28 protein-coding genes are annotated in these 26,322 nt (G+C 39.1%); 23 read left to right on the plus strand and 5 right to left on the minus strand.

Features of this window, described 5'->3' with window-relative positions:
• Nucleotides 1-246: 246 nt before the first annotated feature.
• From AAGS61_RS03105 to mtaB, 4 genes are all read left to right on the plus strand, one after another.
• Nucleotides 247-1,545: an FtsK/SpoIIIE domain-containing protein gene (locus AAGS61_RS03105; RefSeq protein WP_391367124.1), complete on the plus strand. Its 1,299-nt coding sequence runs from the start codon at nt 247-249 to the stop codon at nt 1,543-1,545.
• Between the two features lie 4 nt (nt 1,546-1,549).
• Nucleotides 1,550-2,077: a replication-relaxation family protein gene (locus tag AAGS61_RS03110; RefSeq protein WP_391367126.1), complete on the plus strand. Its 528-nt coding sequence runs from the start codon at nt 1,550-1,552 to the stop codon at nt 2,075-2,077.
• Between the two features lie 12 nt (nt 2,078-2,089).
• Nucleotides 2,090-2,554, plus strand: a complete 465-nt coding sequence (locus tag AAGS61_RS03115; RefSeq protein WP_391367128.1) for a hypothetical protein — start codon at nt 2,090-2,092, stop codon at nt 2,552-2,554.
• Nucleotides 2,555-2,760: 206 nt separating this feature from the next.
• Nucleotides 2,761-4,113: a tRNA (N(6)-L-threonylcarbamoyladenosine(37)-C(2))-methylthiotransferase MtaB gene (gene mtaB, locus AAGS61_RS03120; RefSeq protein WP_391367129.1), complete on the plus strand. Its 1,353-nt coding sequence runs from the start codon at nt 2,761-2,763 to the stop codon at nt 4,111-4,113.
• Nucleotides 4,114-4,220: 107 nt separating this feature from the next.
• Here mtaB and AAGS61_RS03125 read toward each other — a convergent pair whose 3' ends face one another.
• From AAGS61_RS03125 to AAGS61_RS03135, 3 genes are all read right to left on the minus strand, one after another.
• Nucleotides 4,221-4,817 (minus strand): hypothetical protein, encoded by a 597-nt coding sequence (locus AAGS61_RS03125; RefSeq protein WP_391367131.1) that lies wholly within the window; start codon nt 4,815-4,817, stop codon nt 4,221-4,223.
• Between the two features lie 190 nt (nt 4,818-5,007).
• The gene (locus tag AAGS61_RS03130) at nt 5,008-5,529 is read right to left on the minus strand and encodes a dihydrofolate reductase family protein (RefSeq protein WP_391367132.1); all 522 of its coding nucleotides are present in this window, start codon (nt 5,527-5,529) and stop codon (nt 5,008-5,010) included.
• A 16-nt stretch (nt 5,530-5,545) separates the two neighbouring features.
• A complete protein-coding gene (locus AAGS61_RS03135; protein ID WP_391367133.1) occupies nt 5,546-6,364 on the minus strand; it encodes a hypothetical protein in 819 nt (272 codons plus the stop codon).
• A 212-nt stretch (nt 6,365-6,576) separates the two neighbouring features.
• Between AAGS61_RS03135 and deoC the strand changes: the two genes are divergently transcribed.
• From deoC to recO, 15 genes are all read left to right on the plus strand, one after another.
• On the plus strand, nt 6,577-7,245 hold the full coding sequence (gene deoC / locus AAGS61_RS03140) for a deoxyribose-phosphate aldolase (RefSeq protein ID WP_391367135.1): 669 nt from the start codon (nt 6,577-6,579) through the stop codon (nt 7,243-7,245).
• Between the two features lie 192 nt (nt 7,246-7,437).
• A complete protein-coding gene (gene rpsU, locus AAGS61_RS03145) occupies nt 7,438-7,611 on the plus strand; it encodes a 30S ribosomal protein S21 (protein ID WP_004227078.1) in 174 nt (57 codons plus the stop codon).
• Nucleotides 7,612-8,074: 463 nt separating this feature from the next.
• The gene (locus AAGS61_RS03150; protein WP_391367137.1) at nt 8,075-9,403 is read left to right on the plus strand and encodes an NfeD family protein; all 1,329 of its coding nucleotides are present in this window, start codon (nt 8,075-8,077) and stop codon (nt 9,401-9,403) included.
• 3 nt (nt 9,404-9,406) lie between these two features.
• Complete coding sequence (floA, locus tag AAGS61_RS03155) at nt 9,407-10,405, plus strand: flotillin-like protein FloA (RefSeq protein ID WP_391367139.1); 999 nt, start codon at nt 9,407-9,409, stop codon at nt 10,403-10,405.
• A 23-nt stretch (nt 10,406-10,428) separates the two neighbouring features.
• Nucleotides 10,429-10,887, plus strand: a complete 459-nt coding sequence (locus AAGS61_RS03160; RefSeq protein WP_391367141.1) for a hypothetical protein — start codon at nt 10,429-10,431, stop codon at nt 10,885-10,887.
• A 47-nt stretch (nt 10,888-10,934) separates the two neighbouring features.
• Nucleotides 10,935-11,171 carry a hypothetical protein gene (locus AAGS61_RS03165; RefSeq protein ID WP_391367142.1) on the plus strand — a complete coding sequence of 79 codons (237 nt, stop codon included), beginning with the start codon at nt 10,935-10,937 and terminating at the stop codon, nt 11,169-11,171.
• Nucleotides 11,171-12,265 carry a sporulation protein YqfD gene (locus AAGS61_RS03170; RefSeq protein WP_391367144.1) on the plus strand — a complete coding sequence of 365 codons (1,095 nt, stop codon included), beginning with the start codon at nt 11,171-11,173 and terminating at the stop codon, nt 12,263-12,265. The genes AAGS61_RS03165 and AAGS61_RS03170 overlap by 1 nt, the downstream gene beginning before the upstream one ends.
• 3 nt (nt 12,266-12,268) lie before the next feature.
• Nucleotides 12,269-13,228: a PhoH family protein gene (locus tag AAGS61_RS03175; protein WP_391367146.1), complete on the plus strand. Its 960-nt coding sequence runs from the start codon at nt 12,269-12,271 to the stop codon at nt 13,226-13,228.
• Nucleotides 13,209-13,334 carry a hypothetical protein gene (locus AAGS61_RS03180; protein ID WP_391367147.1) on the plus strand — a complete coding sequence of 42 codons (126 nt, stop codon included), beginning with the start codon at nt 13,209-13,211 and terminating at the stop codon, nt 13,332-13,334. The genes AAGS61_RS03175 and AAGS61_RS03180 overlap by 20 nt, the downstream gene beginning before the upstream one ends.
• 310 nt (nt 13,335-13,644) lie before the next feature.
• Nucleotides 13,645-15,765: an HD family phosphohydrolase gene (locus AAGS61_RS03185; RefSeq protein WP_391367150.1), complete on the plus strand. Its 2,121-nt coding sequence runs from the start codon at nt 13,645-13,647 to the stop codon at nt 15,763-15,765.
• Complete coding sequence (ybeY, locus tag AAGS61_RS03190; protein ID WP_391367153.1) at nt 15,762-16,235, plus strand: rRNA maturation RNase YbeY; 474 nt, start codon at nt 15,762-15,764, stop codon at nt 16,233-16,235. Before AAGS61_RS03185 ends, ybeY begins: the two co-directional genes overlap by 4 nt.
• Complete coding sequence (locus tag AAGS61_RS03195; protein WP_391367156.1) at nt 16,235-16,585, plus strand: diacylglycerol kinase family protein; 351 nt, start codon at nt 16,235-16,237, stop codon at nt 16,583-16,585. The genes ybeY and AAGS61_RS03195 overlap by 1 nt, the downstream gene beginning before the upstream one ends.
• Nucleotides 16,586-16,678: 93 nt before the next feature.
• Nucleotides 16,679-17,092: a cytidine deaminase gene (locus AAGS61_RS03200; RefSeq protein WP_391367159.1), complete on the plus strand. Its 414-nt coding sequence runs from the start codon at nt 16,679-16,681 to the stop codon at nt 17,090-17,092.
• Nucleotides 17,073-17,993, plus strand: a complete 921-nt coding sequence (gene era / locus AAGS61_RS03205; protein WP_391367162.1) for a GTPase Era — start codon at nt 17,073-17,075, stop codon at nt 17,991-17,993. The genes AAGS61_RS03200 and era overlap by 20 nt, the downstream gene beginning before the upstream one ends.
• A gap of 157 nt (nt 17,994-18,150) precedes the next feature.
• The gene (recO, locus tag AAGS61_RS03210; protein ID WP_391367165.1) at nt 18,151-18,930 is read left to right on the plus strand and encodes a DNA repair protein RecO; all 780 of its coding nucleotides are present in this window, start codon (nt 18,151-18,153) and stop codon (nt 18,928-18,930) included.
• Nucleotides 18,931-19,030: 100 nt separating this feature from the next.
• On the opposite strand, the gene AAGS61_RS03215 is transcribed toward recO, so the two are convergent.
• Together AAGS61_RS03215 and AAGS61_RS03220 are read right to left on the minus strand one after the other, a co-directional pair.
• Nucleotides 19,031-19,498 carry a hypothetical protein gene (locus AAGS61_RS03215; RefSeq protein ID WP_391367168.1) on the minus strand — a complete coding sequence of 156 codons (468 nt, stop codon included), beginning with the start codon at nt 19,496-19,498 and terminating at the stop codon, nt 19,031-19,033.
• Between the two features lie 300 nt (nt 19,499-19,798).
• On the minus strand, nt 19,799-21,187 hold the full coding sequence (locus AAGS61_RS03220; RefSeq protein ID WP_391367171.1) for a glycine--tRNA ligase: 1,389 nt from the start codon (nt 21,185-21,187) through the stop codon (nt 19,799-19,801).
• Nucleotides 21,188-21,592: 405 nt separating this feature from the next.
• Between AAGS61_RS03220 and AAGS61_RS03225 the strand changes: the two genes are divergently transcribed.
• From AAGS61_RS03225 to rpoD, 4 genes are all read left to right on the plus strand, one after another.
• Nucleotides 21,593-22,231: a helix-turn-helix transcriptional regulator gene (locus AAGS61_RS03225; protein ID WP_391367174.1), complete on the plus strand. Its 639-nt coding sequence runs from the start codon at nt 21,593-21,595 to the stop codon at nt 22,229-22,231.
• Nucleotides 22,232-22,241: 10 nt separating this feature from the next.
• Nucleotides 22,242-23,060 (plus strand): pyruvate, water dikinase regulatory protein, encoded by an 819-nt coding sequence (locus tag AAGS61_RS03230; protein ID WP_391367177.1) that lies wholly within the window; start codon nt 22,242-22,244, stop codon nt 23,058-23,060.
• 230 nt (nt 23,061-23,290) lie between these two features.
• Nucleotides 23,291-25,114: a DNA primase gene (dnaG, locus tag AAGS61_RS03235; protein WP_391367180.1), complete on the plus strand. Its 1,824-nt coding sequence runs from the start codon at nt 23,291-23,293 to the stop codon at nt 25,112-25,114.
• 33 nt (nt 25,115-25,147) lie between these two features.
• Nucleotides 25,148-26,272: an RNA polymerase sigma factor RpoD gene (gene rpoD / locus AAGS61_RS03240; protein WP_391367183.1), complete on the plus strand. Its 1,125-nt coding sequence runs from the start codon at nt 25,148-25,150 to the stop codon at nt 26,270-26,272.
• Nucleotides 26,273-26,322: the final 50 nt, after the last annotated feature.

Consider the following 26,322-nt stretch of genomic DNA (forward strand, 5'->3'; position numbering starts at 1 on the left):
AGGGATTTTATGTGCCCGATGCAGTACCCGTTTGATTGCTCGGCGAGAATGAAGGTGGGCAGTGATGAGTTATTGTCGTATCAAGGCTTACACATCATTTTTGAAATGCCTGCTTCATGCAACTCTTACTTGTAGTAAGAGAACCGTGGCGCAAATGGTTTTAGAAGTCGATTTGAAAGTGGTGTGAAAATCATTAAAAAATTTCTTTGAAAATTTTCGAAACGAAAAAGAAAACGAAAGGGGATTGTGTTGCTTTTTGAAATTTTAACATCTTCCTTGATGGGTGGAATTGCACTCAAAGCGTATTCTGCCCGAAAAGGCTTATCCACAAATGATAGCGGAAAGATTCAACGCATTATGTCATTGTCTGGACTTAATATTAAAGACGGAAAAGACACTTTGACCACTCAACTTGTTAAGAAAAAACAGTATGAGTGGGGTTGGGAATACAAATATCGCATTCCACTAGGGCGGTCGTTTAGCGATTACGAAGCAAAGCAAAAGGTATTAGAAGATGGTTTGAACAATCGTCGTAAGCACATTACATTTAGTGATTTATGGCAATTAGATTTAGATCATTCTATCATCCCACAACTGCAAGAACTTCATAAGAAAAAACTAACCGAACAAAAAGAAATCGAGCTATCGTATGACGGTTTATTAATCGTTAGAGTGTACGATAAACCACTGGCGAAGGAAGTGACATTTGTAGCAGGGGAAAGATGGAGGGTACCTGTAGGGCTTACGAGAGCACGCAATGAGTTCAAATATCACGACTTCGAAAAGATACCTCATCTTGTACTTGGTGGAGCTACTCGCTATGGAAAATCGAACTTTATAAATTCACTCATTAACAGCCTTTTGCAGAGTGATCCAGACCAAGTTAACTTTTATTTAATTGATTTAAAAGGTGGCGTGGAGCTATGCGATTATGAAAATATTAAGCAGACTGTTTCCATTGCTTATGAGCCACAAGAAGCCCTCCACAGTTTGCAACAGGCTTATGGCAAGATGCGTGAAATACAAGGCAAACTGAAACGATTAGGCAAAAAGAATGTGCAAGAAGCGGGTATTAAAGAGCGTCATTTTGTCATTATCGATGAAGTCGGAGAACTGAATGCTGCAGAAGCTGTTACACGTAGCGAAAAGCTTTTAAAACAAGAATGTCAAACAATCATGAGTCAAATAGCAAGGCTCGGTGCTGGACTTGGTTTTAGATTGGTCGTTGCTACACAGTACCCGGTGGGAGACGTTATACCACGTCAAGTAAAGCAAAATGCCGATGCGAAGCTATGCTTTAGGGTACAATCAGCAGTTGCATCACGTGTTGTTTTGGATGCTGAAGGTGCTGAAATGCTGCCGATGGTCAAAGGTAGAGCTATCTACCAAACAGCTGATAAACGAGAAATACTACAAACTCCATTAATCACTCCAGAAATTATCCAATCCATTATACAACCTCATATCATCGAGAAAGGAGAGCGCGTTGAAGAAGCAGCTATCCAACCGAGACGAACAGATACTGTTACTTTTGAAGAAATTTGATTTCATGACGCGTGACCAACTTAATCGATATTTCAAATTAGGCAAAAAAAGAAATACTAACCGGATACTCAAAGAACTATCTGATTACCTAATGTGCATACGAGGTGAGCATCAAAGTGTATATTACCTGAGTAAAATTGGCCGTGAGTACGTCGGTTGTGATAAAGTGCGCCGTAAAACAAGTCGAGTGCAGCATACCGTTATGCGTAATGAATTTTGGCTGTTCTACAAGTGTCCGATAGATTGGAAGAATGAAGTCAAGATTTCGGATGCAAATACCTCTGTTGTTGTAGATGCTATGTTTTCGAGGAATGGATTTCGGCATTTCTTTGAAGTTGACAATATGCAAACGATGAAAAAGAACCGAGAAAAAATTAAACGCTATAAAGAGCTAATGCCAGGCATCGTGAAGCAAATTGGTTATTATCCGACACTTATATGGCTTACTACGACTGAGTTAAGACGTAAGCAACTAGAAGGTTCGTGTGAAGGGCTAAAATGCCAAGTGTACACACTAGACGATATTAAATGAGGGGGAATCGAAATGTTCTTTAAAAATAAAGTGAGAGTGATTACAGCTGGAGAACAAACGGATTTTACAGAGCGCTTTGAAGCATTAGATAAAATTAGAGAAGAGTCTAAATATGCTACTCATAAAGATGTGTTGATTATGAGTGGGATTCCGACGGTCGGAGCTGTTGGTCTATTCGCGTATAACAAGGCTGCTAATACGCTTCTTGTAGCAAATAGCGCGGCAACGGTACAAAGTATACAACAACCGATTCAAGCGCCTGTAGAACATATTACACCTCTTGTCGATTCATACTCTTCTATAACTATTCCAGTTAATGCGTCTGTTCAAAAAACTGGGCTAATCGCAGACACGTCGTTGGAAATGCTTGCGACGAATACTAGATCCAGTCATACAAATATTAGTAGCAATATCGTTCCCGATAGCCAGCGTAATAATGGTTGGGGCCTGCTTCTTTTTTATGATCGGAAACGGTGAGAAGGCGTGGTCGATGATTATGAATGCCGGGCTTGGCTATGTGCTAATACAGCTATCGCCACTGTTTTTAGACATATTACGTGTTATCGGAGAAGCTGTTTAATATAAATGAGCCTAAACTAAAAAGTTAGGCTCATCATATCTATTTATGCTATTATAAGACACGTTGATAAATTTGAACTGTAATTGAAAGGATGATATAGATTATGAGTTACGAGCGTCCGAAAACCGTATCTCTATATACTTTAGGTTGTAAGGTAAACCATTACGAAACAGAAGCGATTTGGCAATTATTTAAAGAGCAAGGCTACGAGCGTAACGAGTTTGAACAACAAGCTGATGTTTATGTGATTAATACATGTACGGTAACAAACACAGGCGATAAAAAATCTCGCCAAGTCATTCGTCGTGCTGTCCGTCAAAACCCCGATGCTGTTATTTGTGTAACAGGCTGTTATGCACAAACATCACCAGCGGAAATTATGGCGATTCCAGGTGTCGATATTGTCGTGGGTACGCAAGATCGTCATAAATTGTTAGGGTTAATCGATCAGTATCGTGAAGAGCGTCAGCCTATTAACGCTGTACGTAACATTATGAAAAATCGTGTCTATGAGGAACTAGACGTTCCTGCGTTCACAGACCGTACACGTGCTTCTTTGAAAATCCAAGAAGGATGTAACAACTTCTGTACATTTTGTATCATTCCTTGGGCGCGCGGGTTAATGCGTTCGCGTGATCCGCAAGAAGTAATTCGTCAAGCACAGCAATTAGTCGACGCCGGTTACCTAGAGATTGTGTTAACAGGTATTCATACAGGTGGCTACGGTCAAGACTTTAAAGACTATAATTTAGCTCAATTATTACGTGATATGGAAGCGAATGTGAAAGGGTTAAAACGTTTACGTATTTCTTCCATTGAAGCTTCTCAGTTAACAGATGAAGTGATTGAAGTATTGAAAAACTCGAATATTGTCGTCAACCATTTGCATATTCCAATTCAGTCTGGTTCAGATACAGTATTAAAACGTATGCGTCGTAAGTATACGATGGAATTCTTCTCAGAACGACTGCGTAAATTAGAAGATGCATTACCAGATTTAGCGGTAACATCGGACGTCATCGTTGGTTTCCCGGGTGAAACAGAAGAAGAGTTTATGGAAACGTATAATTTCATTAAAGATCATCAATTCTCAGAATTACACGTATTCCCGTTCTCACCACGAACAGGGACACCAGCAGCACGTATGCAAGATCAATTTGTCGATGAAGAAGTGAAAAATGAACGTGTACATCGCTTAATTACATTAAATGATCAACTGGCAAAACAATATGCTTCTCGCTTTGAAGGGGATGTATTAGAAGTAATTCCAGAAGAACGTTTTAAAGACGGCGACAACGAAAATCTGTATGTCGGCTACACGTCTAACTATCTAAAAATCGTCTTCGAAGGTACGGAAGATATGATTGGTAAACTGGTTAAAGTGAAAATTACAAAAGCAGGCTACCCATACAACGAAGGACAATTTGTGCGTATGCTAGATATGGTAGAAGCTTAAATTGAATAGCAACAAAGGGTCCGTCTAACAGACATTGAGACGGAATTTTCGCCACCTCCTATGACTGAGTTGCTCAGTCATAGGTAGGTGGCATTTTTATGCAGCATTTATTCTACCGTAATATGTATTAAATTCGTGTCGAGTTTTAATCGCTTTTTTAGTTCATCTGTAATGTGAAAGGAGAACTGTTGTCCAGCTTTTACATTTGCTAATTCGTAACCTTGTGCGGTATTAACCGTCCCGTCTAAGGCAAGGGGCTCCCAATTTGTGGTGTCAAAATTTAATACATGGTCAATGTAGTTTCCGGTAATTCTGCCTTTAGCAACCCATTCTTCTGGTAAAAAATCGCTCCCAAAAAACATTTCAGATAGCAAAATGGTAATATTCCCTTTTGAAATCGTTAATTGTCCATTTTTAGGGATGGATTGTTCGTTTACTTTTAAATCATAGGAAAACTGATTTTGTGACAATGCCAGCATTTCTTCATCTGATAAATTGTCCATTATTTGCTTTAGCGTTGTGACTAAATACTGATGTCGTTCGTTTAAAATTTCATTTTCTGTTCTTAATAATTCGATTTCACTTTCATCCACTTCTACTATATCTACTATGTTTTTAGCTGGTTCTTCTTTTTGTTCATTACTACAGCCTACTAATGAAAATAGCATGAGTGTGATGACAGGAAGTAATAATTGTTTCAACATTTTTATCCTCTCTAATCATTTTTTAATTAGAAATGTTCCACGTATGTAAGTATAGCATATATTTTGGAATAAAAATGGAAAAAACTTATGTAAGCGTTTAGTGAAATCGTTATAACAAAAGCACTTGCCTCTATACGTTGTGCTTACATAGGCAAGTGCTAGATTAAGTGGCTGTTTCAAGCTTGTAACATTACTTTTTGACATAATGTAGTTCGATAAATTGATTATATACTTTGCTTCCTGTTAATTGCCAAATGGAAGTGTAGTTCCCTTCTGGAAAGAGTGGGATGCCTTCTCCTAATAAGACAGGTGCTACTGTTACAATCATTTCATCGATTGCATGAGCTTCTAAAAATTTGGCGATTAGTTGCCCACCCCCCACAATCCAAATGTCCTTTCCTTCTTGTGATTTTAAGCGTTCTACAAAGGCATTTATATCTTCATTTGTAAAAGTTACATCTTCTGATGGTAGGTGATGTTGGGAAGTGAATACATAGCCTGGCTTATTCGGATAGGGGTACTCTCCGTTCATTTCAGCCATTACCCAATCATACGTTTTTCGCCCCATGACAACCGTATCAATCGTTTCATAAAAAGAGCCATAGCCGTTATCGCCTTCACCTTCTACCTCCATTAACCATTGTAATGCTTCCTCTTTTGTTGCAATATAGCCATCTAAGCTTTGTGCAATAAACATTTTAAACTTTCTCACTATAAAAACTCCTATCTTATAAAAATATTCTACTAATGAAGCTAATCGTAAAGGTAATAACTAACGTGATCAGCGATAAAAACAATACGAAGCTCATCCAGCCAATGAGGTAGGCGTTGTACTGAATGAATGCAAAAACGAATTGGTTTGTATCTAAGCCGATAAACAGGGCTATCAAGTTAATGACAAAAAGTAACAAAGTCATAGTTATAAATCCACTAAACGCTCCTCGCAAATCAGCAGGACTTAATGAAATATGTGTGCAAATGCAAATCGCTAAAAGTAAGAATATCCAAAATCTGATTGATGTAAAATTTTCTACTACAAAGATTGTAGAAATGACTTCGAAAGAGGATTTTACAATCATTATGATATGTTCAATAGTAAGTGCAGATGGTTCAATGGATTTGGTGAAAGTAGAAAATTCAGCGTAACTAGCTGGTAATAACATATACAACAATAATGCAAGTGCCAGTAAGCCTGAAAATAAAGGACCAATGCTAATAAAGAACACGCCAATTCGTTGATAAAGGCTACCGCTATTATAGCGGTGTGCTACATAACCTAATGTGCTAGCGTGCTTATCCTTTGGAAACCATTGAACATCTACTACTTTGTGATTAAAAATTTTACACATCATATAATGACCGAATTCATGAACAGGTGTGCCAATCCATGAAGTAAAAAGAAAGCCTTGTTTACCGAAACTTTGTTGAATAAATTTTACGGATTGCCGTTCAATGATATGAATACAAAATCCGACAATGATAATAATCCCGAACAAGGAACTTAATTGTAGAACAGTGAGGATGATTAAATCCAACATTAACGTCATACTCGCTCTCCTTTCTAGCTATATAAAGCTATTTTGAAGTGGGGAAAGCACAAATTTTACTTATTATGATAATACGTTAAGGCGCATTATAAAACCTTTAAGGATAGCTATTGTTGAAAAAATGAAAGAGTAGTCTGTCTTTTTGTGTCTTTTCGATTCAATGTTATGATATAGTTGTACGTACAACTTATAAATAAAAGGAGTAATTGGACATGACACAAAATTATGCTGCTATGATTGATCACACATTATTAAAGGCGGATGCGACACGTGATCAAATTGAAAAATTATGTGCGGAGGCAAAAAAATATGTATTCGCTTCTGTATGTGTAAATCCTACTTGGGTGAAATATAGTGCTGAATTATTAGCTGGTACAGATGTAAAAGTGTGTACAGTAATTGGTTTCCCGTTAGGTGCGTCTACTCCAGCAACAAAAGCATTTGAAACGAAAGATGCAATTGCTAATGGAGCCGATGAAATTGACATGGTCATTAACATCGGCGCATTAAAAAACGGGGAATACGATGCCGTTCGTGATGATATTCAAGCAGTTGTTGATGCGGCAAATGGGACGTTAGTGAAAGTGATTATTGAGACATGCTTATTAACGGATGAAGAAAAAGTCAAAGCATGTGAATTATCGGTAGAAGCAGGAGCGGATTTTGTGAAAACATCCACAGGCTTCTCTACTGGTGGGGCGACGGCTGAAGATATCGCATTAATGCGTAAAACAGTCGGGCCAGACCTTGGTGTAAAAGCATCAGGTGGTGTTCGTAATCTAGAGGATATGAAAACGATGATTGACAATGGTGCTACACGTATTGGCGCAAGTTCGGGTGTAGCGATTATGGAAGGATTAACAGCTCAATCTGATTATTAGTAGTTAATTTCCTTCAGATGAGGCGTGATGAATATACATGACAAGTACTTTCAAGACAGGCTAATACTTGCATCTTTTAATATTAATAGTTTTTGTTGACTGCTCTAAAACAATGCGTTATAATTTTTTAGTACACATCAATAAGCAGTATTGATGATGTATTGACGTGTGTTCGGAGGGAGGGAAAGAGAGATGTCAAAAACTGTCGTTCGCAAAAACGAATCGCTTGAAGATGCTCTTCGCCGCTTCAAACGTACTGTATCAAAAAGTGGTACAATTCAAGAAGTTAGAAAGCGCGAGTTCTACGAAAAACCTAGCGTAAAACGTAAAAAGAAATCAGAAGCTGCACGTAAACGTAAGTGGTAATTTTCCCTGTAAAAACCCTACGTTCATAACACGCAATTTTATGATTCACTGAGCAGACAAAATATATACGCCAACATTTGCAATTGCAAATGTTGGCGTATTTAGTTTGAGCAAAAGATGTCTAAGGCAATGTTTTATCCCGCGTTAACTGCCTGTAAAAGCCCGATTGGTTAAGGCAACAGAAGTTTCACTTTATGAGTCCTTGTGATTGCCTATAAAATTTCAGACAATCTGAAAAGCCCCGAAATCTTTTTATTTAATTTGCAGCAAATCATACATAGTTATACGTTTTATTTAACAAATACCAACGAAAAAAGAACTCCTTCTGCTCCAAGACAGGGTGAGCCATGTTTTATGCATAGAAATAAGTTATAATGAAAATGAGAAGAAATTCATTTTTTATGAAACTTTAATGCGAGTCGTTCGTAAATTAGGAGAAGCTATAAGAAGGGAGGTCGAAAATATGAAACAAACACGCGTTTTTAGCTGGCTATTTATGATGACGCTTTCATTTTTATTGATCATCCCGAGTTTAACGGCTTTTGCAAATGCGAAAGTATACCATGTCCCTATTGAAGATAATGTGGAAAAGGGACTGCTAGCATTTTTAGAAAGGGCTTTTAAAGAGGCAGAAGAACAACAGGCGGAGGCGATTGTACTTGAAATACATACGCCTGGTGGCTACACGGATGCTGCTGACAAAATCGGCAAACTGCTAGATCAATCCGAGATGAAGGTCATTGCTTATATCAATACAAAAGCCCATTCAGCAGGAGCTTTTATCGCGCTCCATGCAGATAAGATTTATATGTCCCAAAATGCAACGATGGGTGCGGCTGGGATTATTGATGGAGAAGGCAATACGGCGGATGAAAAAGCTGAAAGTGCATGGTTTGCTGCAATGCAAGCAGCAGCGTTATCATCTAACAGGGATCCGAAGTATGCGTTAGCCATGGCTGATAAATCCAAGCATTTCCCTCAATACCGTGCACCAGCAGGTAAATTTTTAACGTTTACGGCTGATGAAGCAGTAGAGGTAAAGTATGCAGAAGGGATAGCAAATACGCTTGAAGAGGTGCTGCAACAGGCGGGGATTGAAGACCCAGACATCATAGATTTGGAACCAACATTAGCTGAAAATATCGCGCGCATTATTACAAATCCGATTGTTGTGCCAATCTTGTTGTCGATTGCGAGTCTTGGGTTAGTATTAGAACTATATTCACCGGGATTTGGGGTGCCAGGAACGATGTCGTTATCTGCATTCGGTTTATTTTTCTTCGGTCATACTATTGCAGGTTTTGCAGGATATGAAACGATTATTATGTTTGTTATTGGGTTAATCTTGCTTATACTAGAATTGTTTGTTCCAGGTGGTATTGTAGGTATTATTGGTGGGGCACTAATGATTATTAGTTTGTTATTTTCAGGAGCAAGTGTCACACATATGGCATACTCAATTATTATTGCAATGTTTATTGCAGTGATGGGAATGGTGATTGTAATGAAGTTCTTCGGTAAAAAGTTGCATGTGTTTAATAAGCTAGTTTTAAAAGATGCAACAACAACAGAAGAAGGCTATGTGTCCAATACAAATCGTATCGAATTAATCGGTCGTATGGGAGAGGCGTTGACACCACTTCGTCCAGCCGGTGTGATTATCGTTGATAAAGAACGAATCGATGCGGTTTCAGAAGGCGGTTATATCGATAAAGGAAAGTCGGTAGAGGTCATTAAGGTAGAAGGCTCACGCATTGTTGTGAGGGAAATTTATAAAAAGATGGAGGAATAACGCATGTTTTTAGATGGAGGTATGGTCGGCTTAATTTTTATTATTGTAGTCGCATTTATCGTACTAGCAGTATTCTTTACGCTTGTTCCAGTTGCACTATGGATTAGTGCTCTTGCGGCAGGTGTTCGTGTAAGTATTTTCACATTAATTGGTATGAGATTACGTCGTGTAATCCCGTCCCGCATTGTCAACCCTTTAATCAAGGCACATAAAGCGGGATTAGATGTAACGATTAATCAACTAGAGTCTCACTATTTAGCAGGTGGTAATGTAGACCGTGTGATTAACGCATTAATCGCGGCACAACGCGCGAATATTGAATTGACGTTTGAGCGCTGTGCAGCGATTGACTTAGCAGGTCGTGACGTATTAGAGGCTGTACAAATGTCGGTAAATCCAAAAGTAATTGAAACGCCATTTATTTCAGGTGTTGCGATGAATGGGATTGAAGTGAAAGCAAAAGCACGTATTACAGTACGTGCGAATATCGATCGATTAGTCGGTGGTGCAGGTGAAGAAACAATCGTTGCCCGTGTTGGTGAAGGAATTGTATCCACTATAGGATCAGTGGATACTCATGCTAAAGTACTAGAAAATCCAGATCTTATTTCACAGACGGTACTTTCAAAAGGGTTAGATTCTGGTACAGCATTTGAGATTTTATCGATTGATATCGCAGATGTAGATATTGGTAAAAACATTGGTGCAGAGCTTCAAATTGAGCAAGCGCAAGCTGATAAAAATATCGCCCAAGCAAAAGCGGAAGAACGTCGTGCGATGGCGGTAGCGAACGAGCAAGAAATGATAGCGAAAGTACAAGAAATGAAAGCAAAAGTAGTAGAAGCAGAAGCAGAAGTACCGAGGGCTATTTCAGAAGCATTACGCTCAGGCAACTTTGGTATTATGGACTACATGAATTATAAAAATATTCAAGCGGATACTTCAATGCGTGATTCGATTGCGAAAGTATCGCAGGACAATCAAAATTCAGGTGACAAATAATCGAGGAAGGGAGTTGATGCTAAGTGGAAGGTCTAATCATTATGATTATTATCGGGATTGTTAGCTCTTTACTATCGAAAAATAAAGAGCAACCAGAACAGAAGCCGACAAAAGCGATGCCACCATTTAGTCAGCAAAAGCCCCCTCGAGAAAATACACAAAGGCGTTCTCACACATCAGAGCGCCCAAAAGTGAAATCACTAGAGGATTTTGCGAATGAAATTTTCGGGCAATTAAACGAAAAAGCGGAACAGAAGCAAGTAACGCATGAACCTATTGTGGAGCAAGTAAAACCTGTCGTACAAGAGGTTGTACGGGAGACACGAAAATCAACACGCCCTGAACTAGGTGCATCAAGACCAATTGTACAGCAGGCAAAAAAAGAGTCGCTTGTCGTTGTTCCACAGACGAAAGAACAGTTAATGCAAGCGATTATTACGTCAGAAATATTAGCGTTGCCAAAAGCAAAGCAACGTAAATAATACATGCCCCCTTTGTTGCATAGACTGTAATGAAAGGGGGCTTTTTTTTGAAATCATTAATGCAGTTAGATGACATGCTAGAATGGATTCAATTTCAGCAAATTCGATGGAATGGTACATACGATGTACATGAAGTGAGTGCTACTATTTTTAGTTGTTCAATCGGAAAGTTCCGCCTGACAATTGAAGGAGAGGGGCTACTCGTGCAATATTTAACAACCGAGGGCTTTCTTTTAGAAGTTAAGACAATACATCAGATTAAAATAGAAAAGCGGGTAGCGTAATGGATCGTCGCACAGTATTAGTAGAAGTTACGCAAGGGTCACATGTCAATCGTTTATTCCATCTTTTACATAAAGAACGTATCATTATACGAAATGTTCGCTTTTCGGAACACAATGTGACGTTCGAAATAAAAAGAAGTGACTTACCTACATTACGACGTATTAGACGTAACACAAAAGCACGCTTGAAGCTCCGCTATGATAAGACAGATGCCGTCCTGCAACTGACGACAAAAACATTGATCGGTATGTTATTATTGCTCGTTATACCCATTATATGCACGCAATTTATATGGCGTCTTGAAGTGACAGGCGCCACACCAGAAACAGGATATAAAGCAGAAAAATTTCTGCGTGACGAAATCGGCATTTCCGTTCCGCTTACGAAAAGTGACTTGCCGACAGACTATGAGCTGCGACAACGACTGATGGCGGCATTTCCTGAGTTATCTTGGGTACACTTTATAAAAAGTGGTGGAGATATTACAATCGATTTGCAGCTCGCACCAGAAACTGAGGTAAAGACGAAATCTGAGGAACCGATGCATTTAATCGCAAATAATAATGGTGTCATTACCCATTATTTTTTAAAGAGTGGTGTAAGGGTAGTTGATACAAATATGACCGTTTATAAAGGAGATACGCTTGTATCAGGTGTTTTAGAAGCAGGAGACAGGCATGTGGTTGTCGGAGCAGAAGGTGAAGTTTATGCAGATTATTGGTTCGAAACAGCGTTTACGTTAAATAAACAAGTAACGTATTATACACCGGTTGAAACATCTTGGAAAGTTGTAACGGATCAGAAATCTTATGCTGATGAAATAAAACTTCCTTCATGGATAAGGCAATATATGCGGATTGTAAAAGAGCAGTCTTATCAAAAACATGAACAGGTATTAACCGAAGATAATCTTGAAACGATTATACTTCCATTACTGCATAAGAAAATTTTACAAAGCTTACCGCCTAAGACGACGATTAAAGCAGAAAAAATTTTGCACGTTACGTTTGATGATGATACAGTTAAAGGGGAAGTCCTATTTTTGGTAAATGAAAATATTGCAACACCCTACCCTATTTATCAAGGAGAATGATCTATGTCAGGAAATATGTCGGAACTTTTAGTCGATAATCCAAATGAAGCGGTCATGCTTTTAGGAATGTCGGATGCGAATTTAAAATTAATTGAAGAAACATTTGAGGTACAAATCATTACACGCGGTGGAATTATTCAAATCGCTGGTGAGAATGATGCTAAAAAAGAATGCGCAACAGCCGTTTTACGCGGTCTTTTGCAAGTTATTCGCAAAGGTATTAACATTGATCAACGCGATGTCGCGACAGCCATTGAAATGGCTGGAAAAGGAACAATTGAATACTTTGCAGAACTTTATGATGAAGAGATTGCCCGTACGACAAAGGGAAAAGCAATTCGTGCCAAAACCATTGGACAACGTGAATATATTAAAGCGATTCGCCATAGGGATTTAGTCTTTTGTGTTGGGCCTGCTGGTACAGGGAAAACGTATTTAGCTGTTGTCATGGCGACACAAGCGCTAAAAAATGGACAGGTCAAACGTATTATTTTAACACGTCCAGCTGTAGAGGCAGGAGAATCACTTGGATTTTTACCAGGGGATTTAAAAGAAAAGGTAGATCCGTATTTACGCCCATTATACGATGCTTTGCATGATGTGTACGGCCAAGAGCAAACGCAACGCCTAATCGAACGTGGAACAATTGAAATTGCCCCGCTCGCTTATATGCGCGGTCGTACGTTGGATGATGCGTTTGTTATTTTGGATGAAGCGCAAAATACAACCCATCAACAAATGAAGATGTTTTTAACACGTCTTGGCTTTGGGTCAAAAATGGTCATCACAGGTGATAAAACACAAATTGATTTACCGAAAAATCAAGAATCAGGTTTAATCATTGCTGAGCGTACACTAAAATACGTCAAGGACATTCATTTCCAAATACTAGAGCAAGGCGATGTAGTACGCCATCCGTTAGTAGCCAAAGTGATCCAAGCGTATGCTGATCAAGAATTGTAATACCATTCCTTCTGCACCGAAAGTGAAACGGCAGGAGCAAGGCGATGTAGTACGTCATCCATTAGTAGCAAAAGTAATTCAAGCATATGCTGATCAAGAATTGTAATACCATTCCTCTGTACCGAAAGTGAAACGGCAGGAGCAAGGCGATGTAGTACGCTATCTGTTAGTAGAGAAAGTAATTCAAGCATATGCTGATCAAGAATTGTAATACCATTCCTCTGCACCGAAAGTGAAACGGCAGGTGCAAGGCGATGTAGTACGCCATCCATTAGTAGCGAAAGTAATTCAAGCGTACGCTGATCAGGAATTATAATATGTTAAAAAAGCAAAATCCGTGTAGGATTTTGCTTTTTTCATGAAATCGCCTGTAGAAATTGGTAAAATGAACGTATGGACACTATAGGAGGTGCTGCATGGAAAAACATTTAAAGCGTTTTATCGACTTAATGGGCTTCCGTTCATTTTTGGTGGCAGTAGTCATCGTAACTGGGACTATACAATTTACATTAATGCTTGATAATGTACGGGGCGTTACATATGATATTTCAATGGGAAGTTTAGCACCAGAAACGATTCGAGCCTCCAAGACGGTAGAGGATACAGAAAAGACCGAGCAAGAGCGGATCAATGCCGAAAATGCTGTCACTCCAATCTATGATTTTAATCAAGGAATCGCAGAACAAAAGTCAACTCTTATAACATTGTTTTTCGATTTAACAATTGAAGCAAGAAATGAAATAGCAAAAGAGGATGACCTTACACAAACAGAAAAGCTAGATTTACTAAAGGCAAAATTAAAAAGTGTGACAGACAATCAAGGCGGTTTATCGTTAACAGATAATGAATTACAAGCATTGTTAGCGGCATCAGAAACACAGGTGATGAATACACGTAATAAACTAGTGAAATATGTCGGGGATGCACTTGCTGAAAGTATACGTAAAGAAAACTTAGTAACTGCACGTGCAAATATCGAAGCAACTATTCGTTCCTCTTCCATTGATAACTCGTTATTATCAGTGGCGATTACATTAGGACGTGGGGCTATTGTTGAAACCGAAATATTAAACGAAGAAAAAACAGCTGTAGCTAGGCAACAAGCACGTAATTCGGTGGAAGCAACAAAAATATTACAAGGTCAGATTATTGTGTTAGAAGGGGAAATTATTGATCGTGAAAAATATCGTCAATTAGAATTGCTAGGGTTTGTCGATAGCCAATCGTCTTTAAAGCCTATAGGTGGATTAGGGATATTTATCGTATTACAGATGTTATTTATGCTGATTTTATTTGATCGTTCAACAATACCGTTTAAAGAAAAGCGTAATTATTTATTAGTGTCAGTCATTGTATATATTGGCACAATTATTATGATGAAATTAGTGAGTATCGTGTCCGATAACTTTGATGTTGTCGTAGCGTTTATTTTTCCAACAGCCTTGGCAACAATGCTAGTAAGGCTACTTGCGAATGAACGTGTTGCAAGTATTGTAACGATCCTTATTGCGTCTTCGGCAGGGATTATGTTCCAAGAAAGCTATGCAGCCATTTTACAAATGGACATCGCACTGTATGTTTTATTTGGTGGATTTGCTTCATTGTTCTTTATGCATAGCGTGGAAAAGCGATCACATATTTTGCAAGCAAGTACGGTCATTATGGCTGTCAACTTAGTGTTTATTGCATTTTATTTATTAATGACACAGTCTGACTATGGCTTATCGGAAATTGCATTTTATATCGGAGCAGGGGTAGTGTCTGGTTTATTATCTGGTGCATTAACGATTGGATTATTGCCATTCTTTGAATCGATGTTTGGTATTTTATCGACAATGCGCTTGATTGAACTGTCGAACCCAAATCATCCGTTATTAAAGAAAATTTTAACAGAAACACCGGGTACATATCACCATAGTGTAATGGTTGCCAACTTAGCTGAGGCGGCTTGTGAGGCAATCGGTGCAGATGGGTTGCTGGCACGAGTAGGTTGTTATTATCATGATGTTGGAAAGACACGTAGGCCCGCATTCTTTATCGAAAACCAAATGGGAATTAACCCTCATGACACATTGCCTCCTGATGCGAGTGCAGATATCATTATTGCCCATACAACAGACGGTGCTGAATTGTTGCGCAACCATAAAATGCCGCAAGAAATTATTGATATTGCGTTACAGCACCACGGGACAAGTTTATTGAAATTTTTCTTGCATAAAGCAAAAGAAGATGGGAAACAAGTAAATGAAGCAGATTTTCGCTACCCTGGACCGAAGCCACAAACAAAAGAAATTGCCGTTATCAGTATTGCTGATAGTGTCGAGGCTGCTGTGCGGTCAATGAAAGAGCCAAATGCGGAAAAAATTCACAAACTGATTCAATCGATTATTCAAGATCGTGTCCAAGACAATCAATTTGACGAGTGTGATATTTCACTAAAAGAGTTAAAAATAATTGAAAAGGTGTTATGTGAAACATTAAATGGCATTTTCCATACACGGATTGAATACCCGAAAGAGAAAACGGAGGAACTATGATTTTAAATATTGATTTTTTAGATGAAACAAATGAAGTGAAGGATGAGCATATCGCGTTAGTTGAAAAATTGCTGCAACATGCAGCGAAAGTAGAAAATATTGAAGAAGGATCTGAAGTGTCTATTACGTTTGTGACAAACGAAGCCATTCATGAAATTAATCGTGAATACCGCGATAAAGATCAGCCAACTGATGTCATTTCGTTTGCGTTGGAGGAAATGGGCGAGGGCGAAATACAAATTATTGGGGAGGGTATCCCGCGCGTTTTAGGCGATATTATTATTTCAACCGATCGTACACGTGAGCAGGCAGAAGAATATGGTCATTCATTTGAGCGGGAATTAGGTTTTTTAGCAGTCCATGGGTTCCTGCATTTACTTGGGTATGACCATATGACAGAGGAAGACGAGAAAGAAATGTTTGGAAAGCAAGATGAAATTCTTAGCTCGTTCGGCTTATCACGTGAGTAATGGATATTCGTAAGTTTATCAAGTCCTTTGGCTATGCTATACAAGGAATCGTTGCGGTGATGCAAGAGCAAAATATGCGATTTCATGTGCTAAGTGCTGTAGTGGTGATTATAGCAGGTACTTTAACAGGTCTTTCTGTAACAGAATGGATCATATTAGTACTAGTGATGGCACTTGTCATCGGTGCAGAAATGTTCAATACTGCGATCGAGCGTGTTGTCGATCTTGCTTCGCCTACGATTCACCCGCTCGCCAAACAAGCGAAAGATATTGCGGCAGGGGCGGTACTTGTATTTGCTGTAGCGAGTGTTATAATCGGATTACTCATTTTTTTACCAAAATGGTTTTAACTTCTTTCAGCGTGTGTTAAAAGTAGTTAGAAGCCTCCAGACGTGTGTTAGCCGAGGCGTAATTGATACTTATTTGAAAGGGGTTGTTCTTCTATGAACATGGAACAGTTATTAGAGCAATCAAAAATTGCACGTGAAAAGGCATATGTACCCTATTCAAAATTCCCAGTGGGGGCTGCATTACTAGCAGAAGATGGCACAGTATACCACGGGTGCAATATTGAAAATGCAGGATATAGTATGACGAATTGTGCAGAGCGTACCGCGTTTTTTAAAGCGGTATCTGAAGGCATAAAGAAATTTAAAGCGTTAGCTATTGTGGCAGATACAGACCGTCCATGTGCACCATGTGGGGCTTGTCGTCAAGTGATGAGCGAATTTTGTGCACCAGATATGCCTGTCTATTTAACAAACTTAAAAGGTGACGTACAACAAACAACAGTGGGTGAGCTATTACCAGGCGCATTCACACCGGAGGATTTAGATTATGCAGCTAGCAAACGATAAAGGGTTCAAATCGGGCTTTATCTCGATTATTGGCCGACCAAACGTTGGGAAATCAACGTTTTTAAACCGCGTGATTGGGCAAAAAATTGCCATCATGTCAGATAAACCACAAACAACACGCAATAAAGTGCAAGGTGTATTAACACAAGGGAATTCACAAATGATTTTCATTGATACGCCAGGAATTCATAAGCCGAAGCATAAGCTTGGCGAGTTCATGTTAAAGGTAGCAAAAAATACATTACGTGAAGTCGATGTTATTATGTTTATGGTCAATGCCGAACAAAAAATTGGCAAAGGCGATGAATTTATTTTAGAAATGCTAGAAGGCAATAAAACACCGGTCTTCTTAGTTATTAATAAAATCGACCAAATACACCCTGATGCGCTGATTGATATTATTGCAGATTATAAGGATAAATACCCGTTTGCAGAAATTGTGCCGATTTCGGCTTTAGAAGGAAATAATGTGGAAAATTTACTTGCAACGATTGACAAGTATTTGCCAGAAGGACCGCAATATTATCCAGCTGATCAAGTGACAGATCATCCAGAACGCTTTATTATTTCAGAGTTAATTCGAGAAAAAGTATTGCATTTAACGCGGGAGGAAATTCCACACTCGATTGCCGTTGTTATTGATAAAATTAAACGTGATGAGGAAAATGGAGATAAAATCCGTGTGCAAGCAACGATTATGGTTGAACGCGACTCTCAAAAAGGGATTGTGATTGGAAAACGTGGTGCATTATTAAAAGAAGTAGGGACACGTGCACGTAAAGATATCGAAATGTTACTTGGCTCCAAAGTATATTTAGAGCTTTGGGTTAAAGTGCAAAAAGATTGGCGTAATAAGCAAACGCATCTTCGTGACTTCGGTTTCCGCGAAGACGAATACTAAAATACCATTAAAACAGATGAAGGATTGCATTAGTCCTTCATCTGTTTTTCTTGTAGAAAGCAGCATTTTTTTATTGCATCAACTCGCATCCTAATAGGGCGAGTTGTATGCTTCTCATGTATAATAGAAACAGAAATCGAGTTAAGGACGGATGGATATGCTACATAAATGGGAAGGTATTGTACTAAAAGCAAGGGCGTACGGTGAATCAAATAAAATTGTTACATTAATGACGCGAGAGGCAGGGAAAGTGGCATGTATGGCGCGCGGTGCAAAAAAGCCAACGAGCCGTCTTGCAGGGGTTACACAGCCGTTTATGCACGGGTCTTTTTTAGTGCAACGAACGAGTGGGATGGGGACATTGCAACAAGGTGAGCATTTTAGTTCGATGCGTACATTGCAAACAGATATTATCGCAACAGCTTATGCGAGCTATATTGTGGAACTTGTTGACCGATTAGTTGAGGAAGGGCGAGAAGAGCCGTATGCGTATGAGGTGTTATTGCAAGCATTAAATGCGATTGATGAAGGCTATGACCCGGAAGCGATTACATTATTTGTGGATTGGAAGATGTTGCCGTATACGGGCGTACAACCAATCCTTCACTGCTGTGCAGGGTGCGGAGCGGTAGAAGGGGAATTTGCGTTTTCATTTACACAAGGTGGATTCCTTTGTCACAGTTGTTTTCATTTAGACCCGTACATTATCAGACTCTCTCCCACGCAGCTAAAGCTGATTCGTATGTTTTACAGTATGTCTATTGACCAAGTAGGTAAAATTGAACTAAAGCCACAAACGAAAAACTTTATAAAAAAAATTGTTACAACGATTTATGAAGAACAGACAGGCATTCGTTTAAAATCAAGAACGTTTATTGAACAATTAGAACGAACACCCCAACTTCAGCCGAGAAGTAAAAATGACGAAGAGTATTAGAAAACGGCGCTCTTGCATCGACATAAAACGATGAGAGAGCGTTATTTTTTTGGATAACAATGGTTTATCCTTAAAGGTGGGGAAATAACGAGCTATTTTATTATTCGAGCTGTGTAAGAAGAGGGATTAAATCTTCCTTTAGGGCATGCCAAAACCCTTCTTCTAATGCAAGCGTCTTAACATGAGTAGAGTAATGTGCATAATAGTCATACATTGTTTCAATCTGTTCCTTTGAAAATCGGAAGTGGTGATTGAAATGTTCTCGTTGTCGTTCATCGCTCAGATGCATATAAGCACGGATGATTAAATAAAGCTGATGATAGTTCTTGTTGGCTTTATCATAGGCTTCTTTTGAAAATGTACCAAGCGATGTTGTCACGTCACATTGCGCATAAAAAAATTCTTTTGCCTCTTTGTACTGCTCTAGTTGTAAGTTAGCCGTATACAATATATGGTGTTTTGAACTATGTTGTGGACATTCTTGATGTAAAGTGGCTGTTATTAATTGTCGTACTTGATCATAAGTATCAACGTCACTTTTCTTTGTTTCTCTTAGCTGAAAGAACATATTTCCCCCTCCTATTTCTAACAGTCCCGTTTATTTGATTATAACGAAGTATTGTTCGTTTGGTTATATATTTTATTGAATTTTCAGTGTTTTTATTGGAGGATAGTTGAAAAGTGGGGAGATTAAGTCTCTAGTGCAATTAGAAGAGTAAGTATTTTTCGATATAAGCTTTTACTTCTGAAATCGGCATGCCAAAAAAGTGCTCCTGCGGTTGTCGCTAGCGCCACAATCCTCGTCGCAAATCCGCATGCATCTAAAAAAGGACTTCGCTCACTGGCGTGAACGAAGTCCCTAGTGCAACTAGAAGAGTAAGTGTTTTTCGATATAAGCTTTTACTTCTGAAATCGGCATGCGGATTTGCTCCATAGAGTCGCGGTGGCGGACTGTTACTTGGCCGTCTTCTGCTGAGTCGAAGTCGTATGTGATACAGAATGGTGTACCGATTTCGTCTTGACGACGGTAGCGTTTACCGATTGATTGTGACTCATCGTAGTCTACTGGGAATGCTTTGCGTAATTCAGCCCAAACAGCTTCTGCTCCTTCTGATAATTTTTTAGAAAGTGGTAATACTGCTGCTTTGAATGGTGCAAGGGCTGGGTGGAAGCGTAATACGTTACGTACATCGCCGCCTTCAAGCTCTTCTTCCTCATAAGCGTCGCATAAGAATGCTAATGTGACACGGTCCGCGCCTAAAGATGGCTCGATACAGTAAGGCACATAACGTTCGTTTGTTACTGGGTCAATGTATGTGAAGTCTTCACCCGAATGTTCCATATGTTGTTTTAAATCATAGTCTGTACGGTCTGCGATCCCCCAAAGTTCGCCCCAACCGAATGGGAAGCGGAACTCGATATCTGTTGTCGCGTTTGAGTAGTGTGATAACTCATCGTCCTCGTGGTCACGAAGGCGCATAGACTCTTCTTTCATACCAAGTGCAAGTAACCAGTTTTTACAGAATTCTTTCCAATAAGCATGCCACTCAAGGTCTTCCCCTGGTTTACAGAAGAATTCAAGCTCCATTTGCTCGAACTCACGTGTACGGAACGTGAAGTTACCTGGTGTAATTTCGTTACGGAATGATTTACCGATTTGTGCGATACCAAATGGTGTACGTTTACGCATTGAACGCTGTACATTTTTAAAGTTTACAAAAATACCTTGCGCTGTTTCAGGACGTAAGTAAATTTCGTTTGAAGAGCTTTCTGTAACGCCTTGGTGTGTTTTAAACATTAAGTTGAACTGACGAATGTCTGTCCAGTCGTTTTTGCCGCAGTCTGGACAATTAACTTCTAATTCGTCCATTTTTGCTTTCATTTGGTCAAAGCTCATACCGTCAACGATAATTTCTTTCCCTGTTTTCGTTAAAGAAGCATCTTCGATTAATTTATCTGCACGATGACGCGCTTTACATGCTTTACAGTCAATCATTGGGTCGTTGAAGTTACCAACGTGACCAGATGCTACCCAAGCACGAGGGTTCATTAAAATGGCAGCATCAAGCCCTACGTTATGCTCAGATTCTTGTACGAATTTTTGCCACCAAGCTTTTTTGACATTGTTTTTTAACTCCACACCTAGTGGACCGTAATCCCAAGTGTTCGCAAGACCGCCATAGATCTCAGAACCAGGGAATACAAATCCTCGTTGTTTCGCTAAGCTTACGATTGTTTCCATTGATTTTTGTGTCATGAAAAATTCCTCCTTGATTATTGCCCGAAAAACAAAAACACTCGTCTCCGGGCGTCATATGTTGCCCGGGGACGAGTGTTTCCACCCGCGGTTCCACCCCGCTTGCTTGCTTGAGAGGGACATCGCATAGAAAAATGCGCACATGCCACTCAAACAAACCTCTTTCGAAACGTTAGCTCACGGGGTGCCGTTTCATTTTTCAGTTGTAGGCTTTCACCATCCCTACTCGCTAGTCGTTTGAAAAATTACTTATTTATCCCGTTCATCGCCTATTCAGTTTATACTGTACATATTGCAATAAAACACTTGAAGTGTCAATAAAGAACATTCTAGTTTTATTCTTCGCAATCATTCATGAAATAGTATATAATATTAGTCGAATAAGTATAACATTATTTGAGGCGGGTGAGTCCAATAGAACTCAATAAACGTCAAGACGCTATTTTACAAATCGTAAAAGAGAACGGCCCTATTACAGGTGAACAAATTGCTGAGCGCCTGAGTTTAACAAGGGCTACGTTAAGACCGGATTTAGCGATTTTAACAATGGCGGGCTTTTTAGACGCAAGACCACGTGTAGGATACTTCTATGCTGGGAAGAAAACAACGGTATCCTTAACAGAATCCATGATGAATTTGAAAGTAAAAGATTTCCAAGCTATGCCGGTTATAGTTTCTGAAAATCTAACGGTATATGATGCTATTCTACGTATGTTTTCAGAAGACGTAGGAACGCTGTTTGTAGTAGATAAAGATAAACATTTGCAAGGTGTATTATCTCGAAAAGATTTGCTACGTACAAGCATTGGTACACAAGATTTAACGAAGATTCCTGTTCATATTATTATGACGCGTATGCCAAATATCGCATACTGCACAAAATATGATTCACTTATTTTAGCCGCTAAAAAATTGATTGATCGTGAAATCGATTCTTTGCCTGTCGTACATGAAAAAGAGTCAGGACTTGAAATTGTAGGACGCTTAACAAAAACGAATATTACAAAGGCGTTTATTTCGCTTGCGGAAACGCATGAGTTGTAGGAAGTGACGTATGAAAACGTTGCGTTTTTTTGTTGTGTCGGATTCAGTCGGTGAAACAGGGGAGGTCGCTGTAAAGGCAGTAGTAAGCCAGTTTAGACCGACATTTGAGCATGTTGCCATTCAGCGATTTCCTCATATTCAAGAAGTAGATCATATTGAACAAATTGTAAAAATGGCCAGGAGACAAGATGCCATCATTATTTTTACGCTTGTGTTACATCAGCTTCGTAGCGTAATGATAGCAGCGAGCCAGCAAGAAGGGGTCACAGTTATTGATTTACTTGGGCCAATGCTTGATGCGGTAGAGAAAAAAATAAATACAAAGCCACTAGAAAAACCTGGTATCGTCCATCAACTAGATGATTACTATTTTAAAAAAATTGAAGCTATTGAGTTTGCAGTAAAATACGACGATGGTCGCGATCCGCGGGGGATTTTATTAGCTGACATTGTGTTGATTGGTGTTTCACGTACATCAAAAACGCCCTTATCGCAATATTTAGCCCACAAACGCTATAAAGTGGCAAATGTGCCGTTAGTGCCTGAAGTAGAGCCGCCGGTCGAATTATTTCATGTTGACCCGAAAAAGTGTTTTGGTTTAGTTATTTCACCAGGACAACTAAATAATATACGGAAAGAGCGGTTAATTGCCCTTGGTTTAACGGAGGGTGCTGTTTATGCACAGCATTCTCGGATTGAAGAGGAGATTCGTCACTTCTATCAAATAGCTGAAAAAGTAGGCTGCGAAGTAATTGATGTAACCAATAAAGCAGTTGAAGAAACAGCGAATTGTATTGTTGAAAAAATTGAACAGGGAAAAATCATATAACGATTATGCAAAACTTAAACCACCTCGACTCTAGGAGGAGGTTTTTTTAACGTGCTATAGTAAAAAAGTATGGAATTATTTTGGAATTTGTTTTATAATAATAAAATTGTGGTAAAAATATTCGCAAAGAGACAAAAGGTATGAAGAATATTAAAATTTTTGTCGAAATTTAGAGGGATTTTTCGTTTTATCTCGAATTGTGTTTAAGGACAAAAAAGAATGGTGATGACATGACTGGGAAAATACCTGAACATTTAATTGAGCAGATTCGTTCGCAGTCTGATATAGTCGACGTCATTAGTGACTATATGCAGTTAACAAGAAGAGGGCGTAACTGGTTCGGATTATGCCCATTTCATGGCGAACAAACACCCTCTTTTTCAGTATCTCAAGATAAGCAAATTTTCCACTGCTTTGGTTGTGGCGCCGGTGGCAATGCTCTTACATTTGTCATGGATATTGAAAATGTTTCATTTCCTGATGCTGTAGTAAAGCTTGCAGAACGTGTCGGCATTCAAGTTGATGTGCAACCACAGAGTGGAGAAGTGGTAAAAGGGCTCTCACCAGCAGAACAAAAAATGCGTGAGGCGCATGAGTTTGCAATAGAGTTTTACCATCACTTACTTATTAACACGGAAGAGGGCGAGCCGGCACTAAATTATTTATTAGAGCGTGGTTTTACACGCGAACTCATTGATACACATAAAATTGGTTGGGCGCTGCCTCAGTGGGATGCACTGACAACGCTGCTGGAACGCAAAGGTTTTACGTTAGAGGATATGGCAATAAGCGGCTTAATTATTCATAAAGAAAACGATAATCGATATTTTGATCGTTTTCGAGGTCGAATTATGTTTCCAATTCGCGATGAAAATGGAAAGGGAATTGCGTTTTCAGGGCGAATTTTAAATAGTGAGGCAGAAGAAGCGAAATATTTAAACAGTCCAGAGTCACCAATATTTCATAAAAGTCAAGTGCTTTACAATTTAGATAAAGCACGTGCATCAATTCGCAAAACACGCAAAATTATCCTGATGGAAGGATTTATGGATGTGTTGGCTGCGAACCGTGCGGGTGTGTACAATGCAGTCGCTACGATGGGAACGTCGTTGACACCACAGCATGTCCAAAAGCTTAAGCGCTTAGCGGAGCAAATTACGATTTGCTATGACGGGGATAATGCTGGTGTTGAAGGGGCGAAACGTGCTGCTGAGCTATTGCATACTGAAAAGATAAAAGTCGAAGTTGCAATATTGCCTGATAAAATGGACCCGGATGATTATATTAATCAGTATGGGGCAGAAAGTTTTACAAATCAAATATTAGAAAAGCCGTATGCGTATATTGCATTTATGATGATGCATGCAAGACGGGGGAAAAATTTTCAATTTGAAAATGATACGTTCCAATACATTCATGAAGTACTCGAGCATTTAGTCGGTAAAACGTCACCAATTGAGCGTGATTTATACATTAATCAGCTTGCGAAAGAGACGAATATTACGAAACAAGCAATTGAAGCCGAGTACCGCAAGTTTGAAGCGGAACAAGTGAAACATCATAAGCAAGCGCAAAAGAAAATAGAGCGTATTGAGCAACAATCGGTGACGCCTAACAAGCGATTAACTGCTACAGAACGTGCCGAGCGATTATTACTTTCACATATGTTGCATAATGTTTATGTTGTTGACAAACTCTTAAAGAGTGAAGACCCAAATCCGTTCATTCGGGATGATTATAAAACGGTTTTTGTGAAACTAATCGGTTTTTACGAGGAGTATGCATCACCTGATTACCATCGCTTTGTAGAATTGTTAGATGATGCTAATCTTCGGAAAATTGTCATGGAAGCTGCATTAGTTGAGCGAGACCCCGATCATAGTGAACAGGAAATTGCAGATTGTTTAAAGCATATAAAGAAACATCGTATTCAATTAGAAATAGATCAGTTAATTCATGAAAGTAAAGAAGCGGAGAAAATGTTTGATTACCTACGAGCTCGTGATTTAGTTACTAAACAAATTGAGTTAAAGCGGCAACTATCGAGCATGTAATCCGATTCGGTTTGCATAGAAGGAGGAAGGTTTATGGCGGACAAGTCAGAACGTTCGAAAGAAACAGGAAATGAACTTACTTTAGATGGGGTGAAGGCGCTTCTGAAAGCGAAGGCAAAACAAGATGGTGAAATTTCTATGAAAGAAATTTCAGATAAGCTTGCAGCATTTGATTTAGATACAGAAGAAGTTTTTAATTTCGCAGATGAAATTGAAAAAAATGATGTGCAAGTTGAAGGTAAGGAAGAGTTTGAAGAAGAAGCATTGTCAAAGCAGGAAGCAAGCGAAGAAGCATTTGATTTAAATGATTTAAGTGTTCCTCCTGGTGTAAAAATTAACGACCCAGTTCGCATGTATTTAAAAGAAATTGGCCGTGTTGATTTACTTTCCGCCGAAGAAGAAATTCGCTTAGCAGAGCGTATCGAGCAAGGTGATGAGGAAGCGCGAAAACGTTTAGCTGAAGCAAACTTGCGTCTAGTAGTATCCATTGCAAAACGTTATGTTGGTCGCGGTATGCTTTTCTTAGACCTGATTCAAGAAGGAAACATGGGGTTAATTAAAGCGGTTGAAAAGTTTGACCACCGAAAAGGATTTAAATTTTCAACGTATGCAACATGGTGGATTCGCCAGGCGATTACGCGTGCGATTGCTGACCAAGCACGTACCATTCGTATTCCAGTGCATATGGTTGAAACAATCAATAAATTAATCCGTGTTCAACGCCAGTTATTGCAAGATTTAGGTCGTGAACCGTCTCCAGAAGAAATCGGTGAGGAAATGGACTTAACACCTGAAAAGGTACGTGAGATTTTAAAAATCGCACAAGAGCCAGTTTCTTTAGAAACACCGATTGGGGAAGAAGATGATTCGCATTTAGGGGACTTCATTGAAGATTCTGAAGCACAATCACCTTCAGACCATGCAGCATATGAATTGTTAAAAGAACAGCTAGAAGATGTGTTAGATACGTTAACAGATCGTGAAGAGAACGTTCTTCGTCTGCGATTTGGATTAGATGACGGCCGTACACGCACGCTTGAAGAAGTAGGAAAAGTGTTTGGTGTAACACGTGAACGTATTCGTCAAATTGAGGCAAAAGCATTGCGTAAATTACGTCATCCATCACGTTCAAAACGCTTAAAAGACTTTTTAGAATAATGATGTCATTTTAATATGTACAAGAGTGTAGAGAACGTCGATCATTTGAC

It is taken from the genome of Lysinibacillus sp. KU-BSD001, from assembly GCF_042920265.1.
In the GTDB taxonomy this organism is placed as follows: Bacteria; Bacillota; Bacilli; order Bacillales_A; family Planococcaceae; genus Lysinibacillus_B.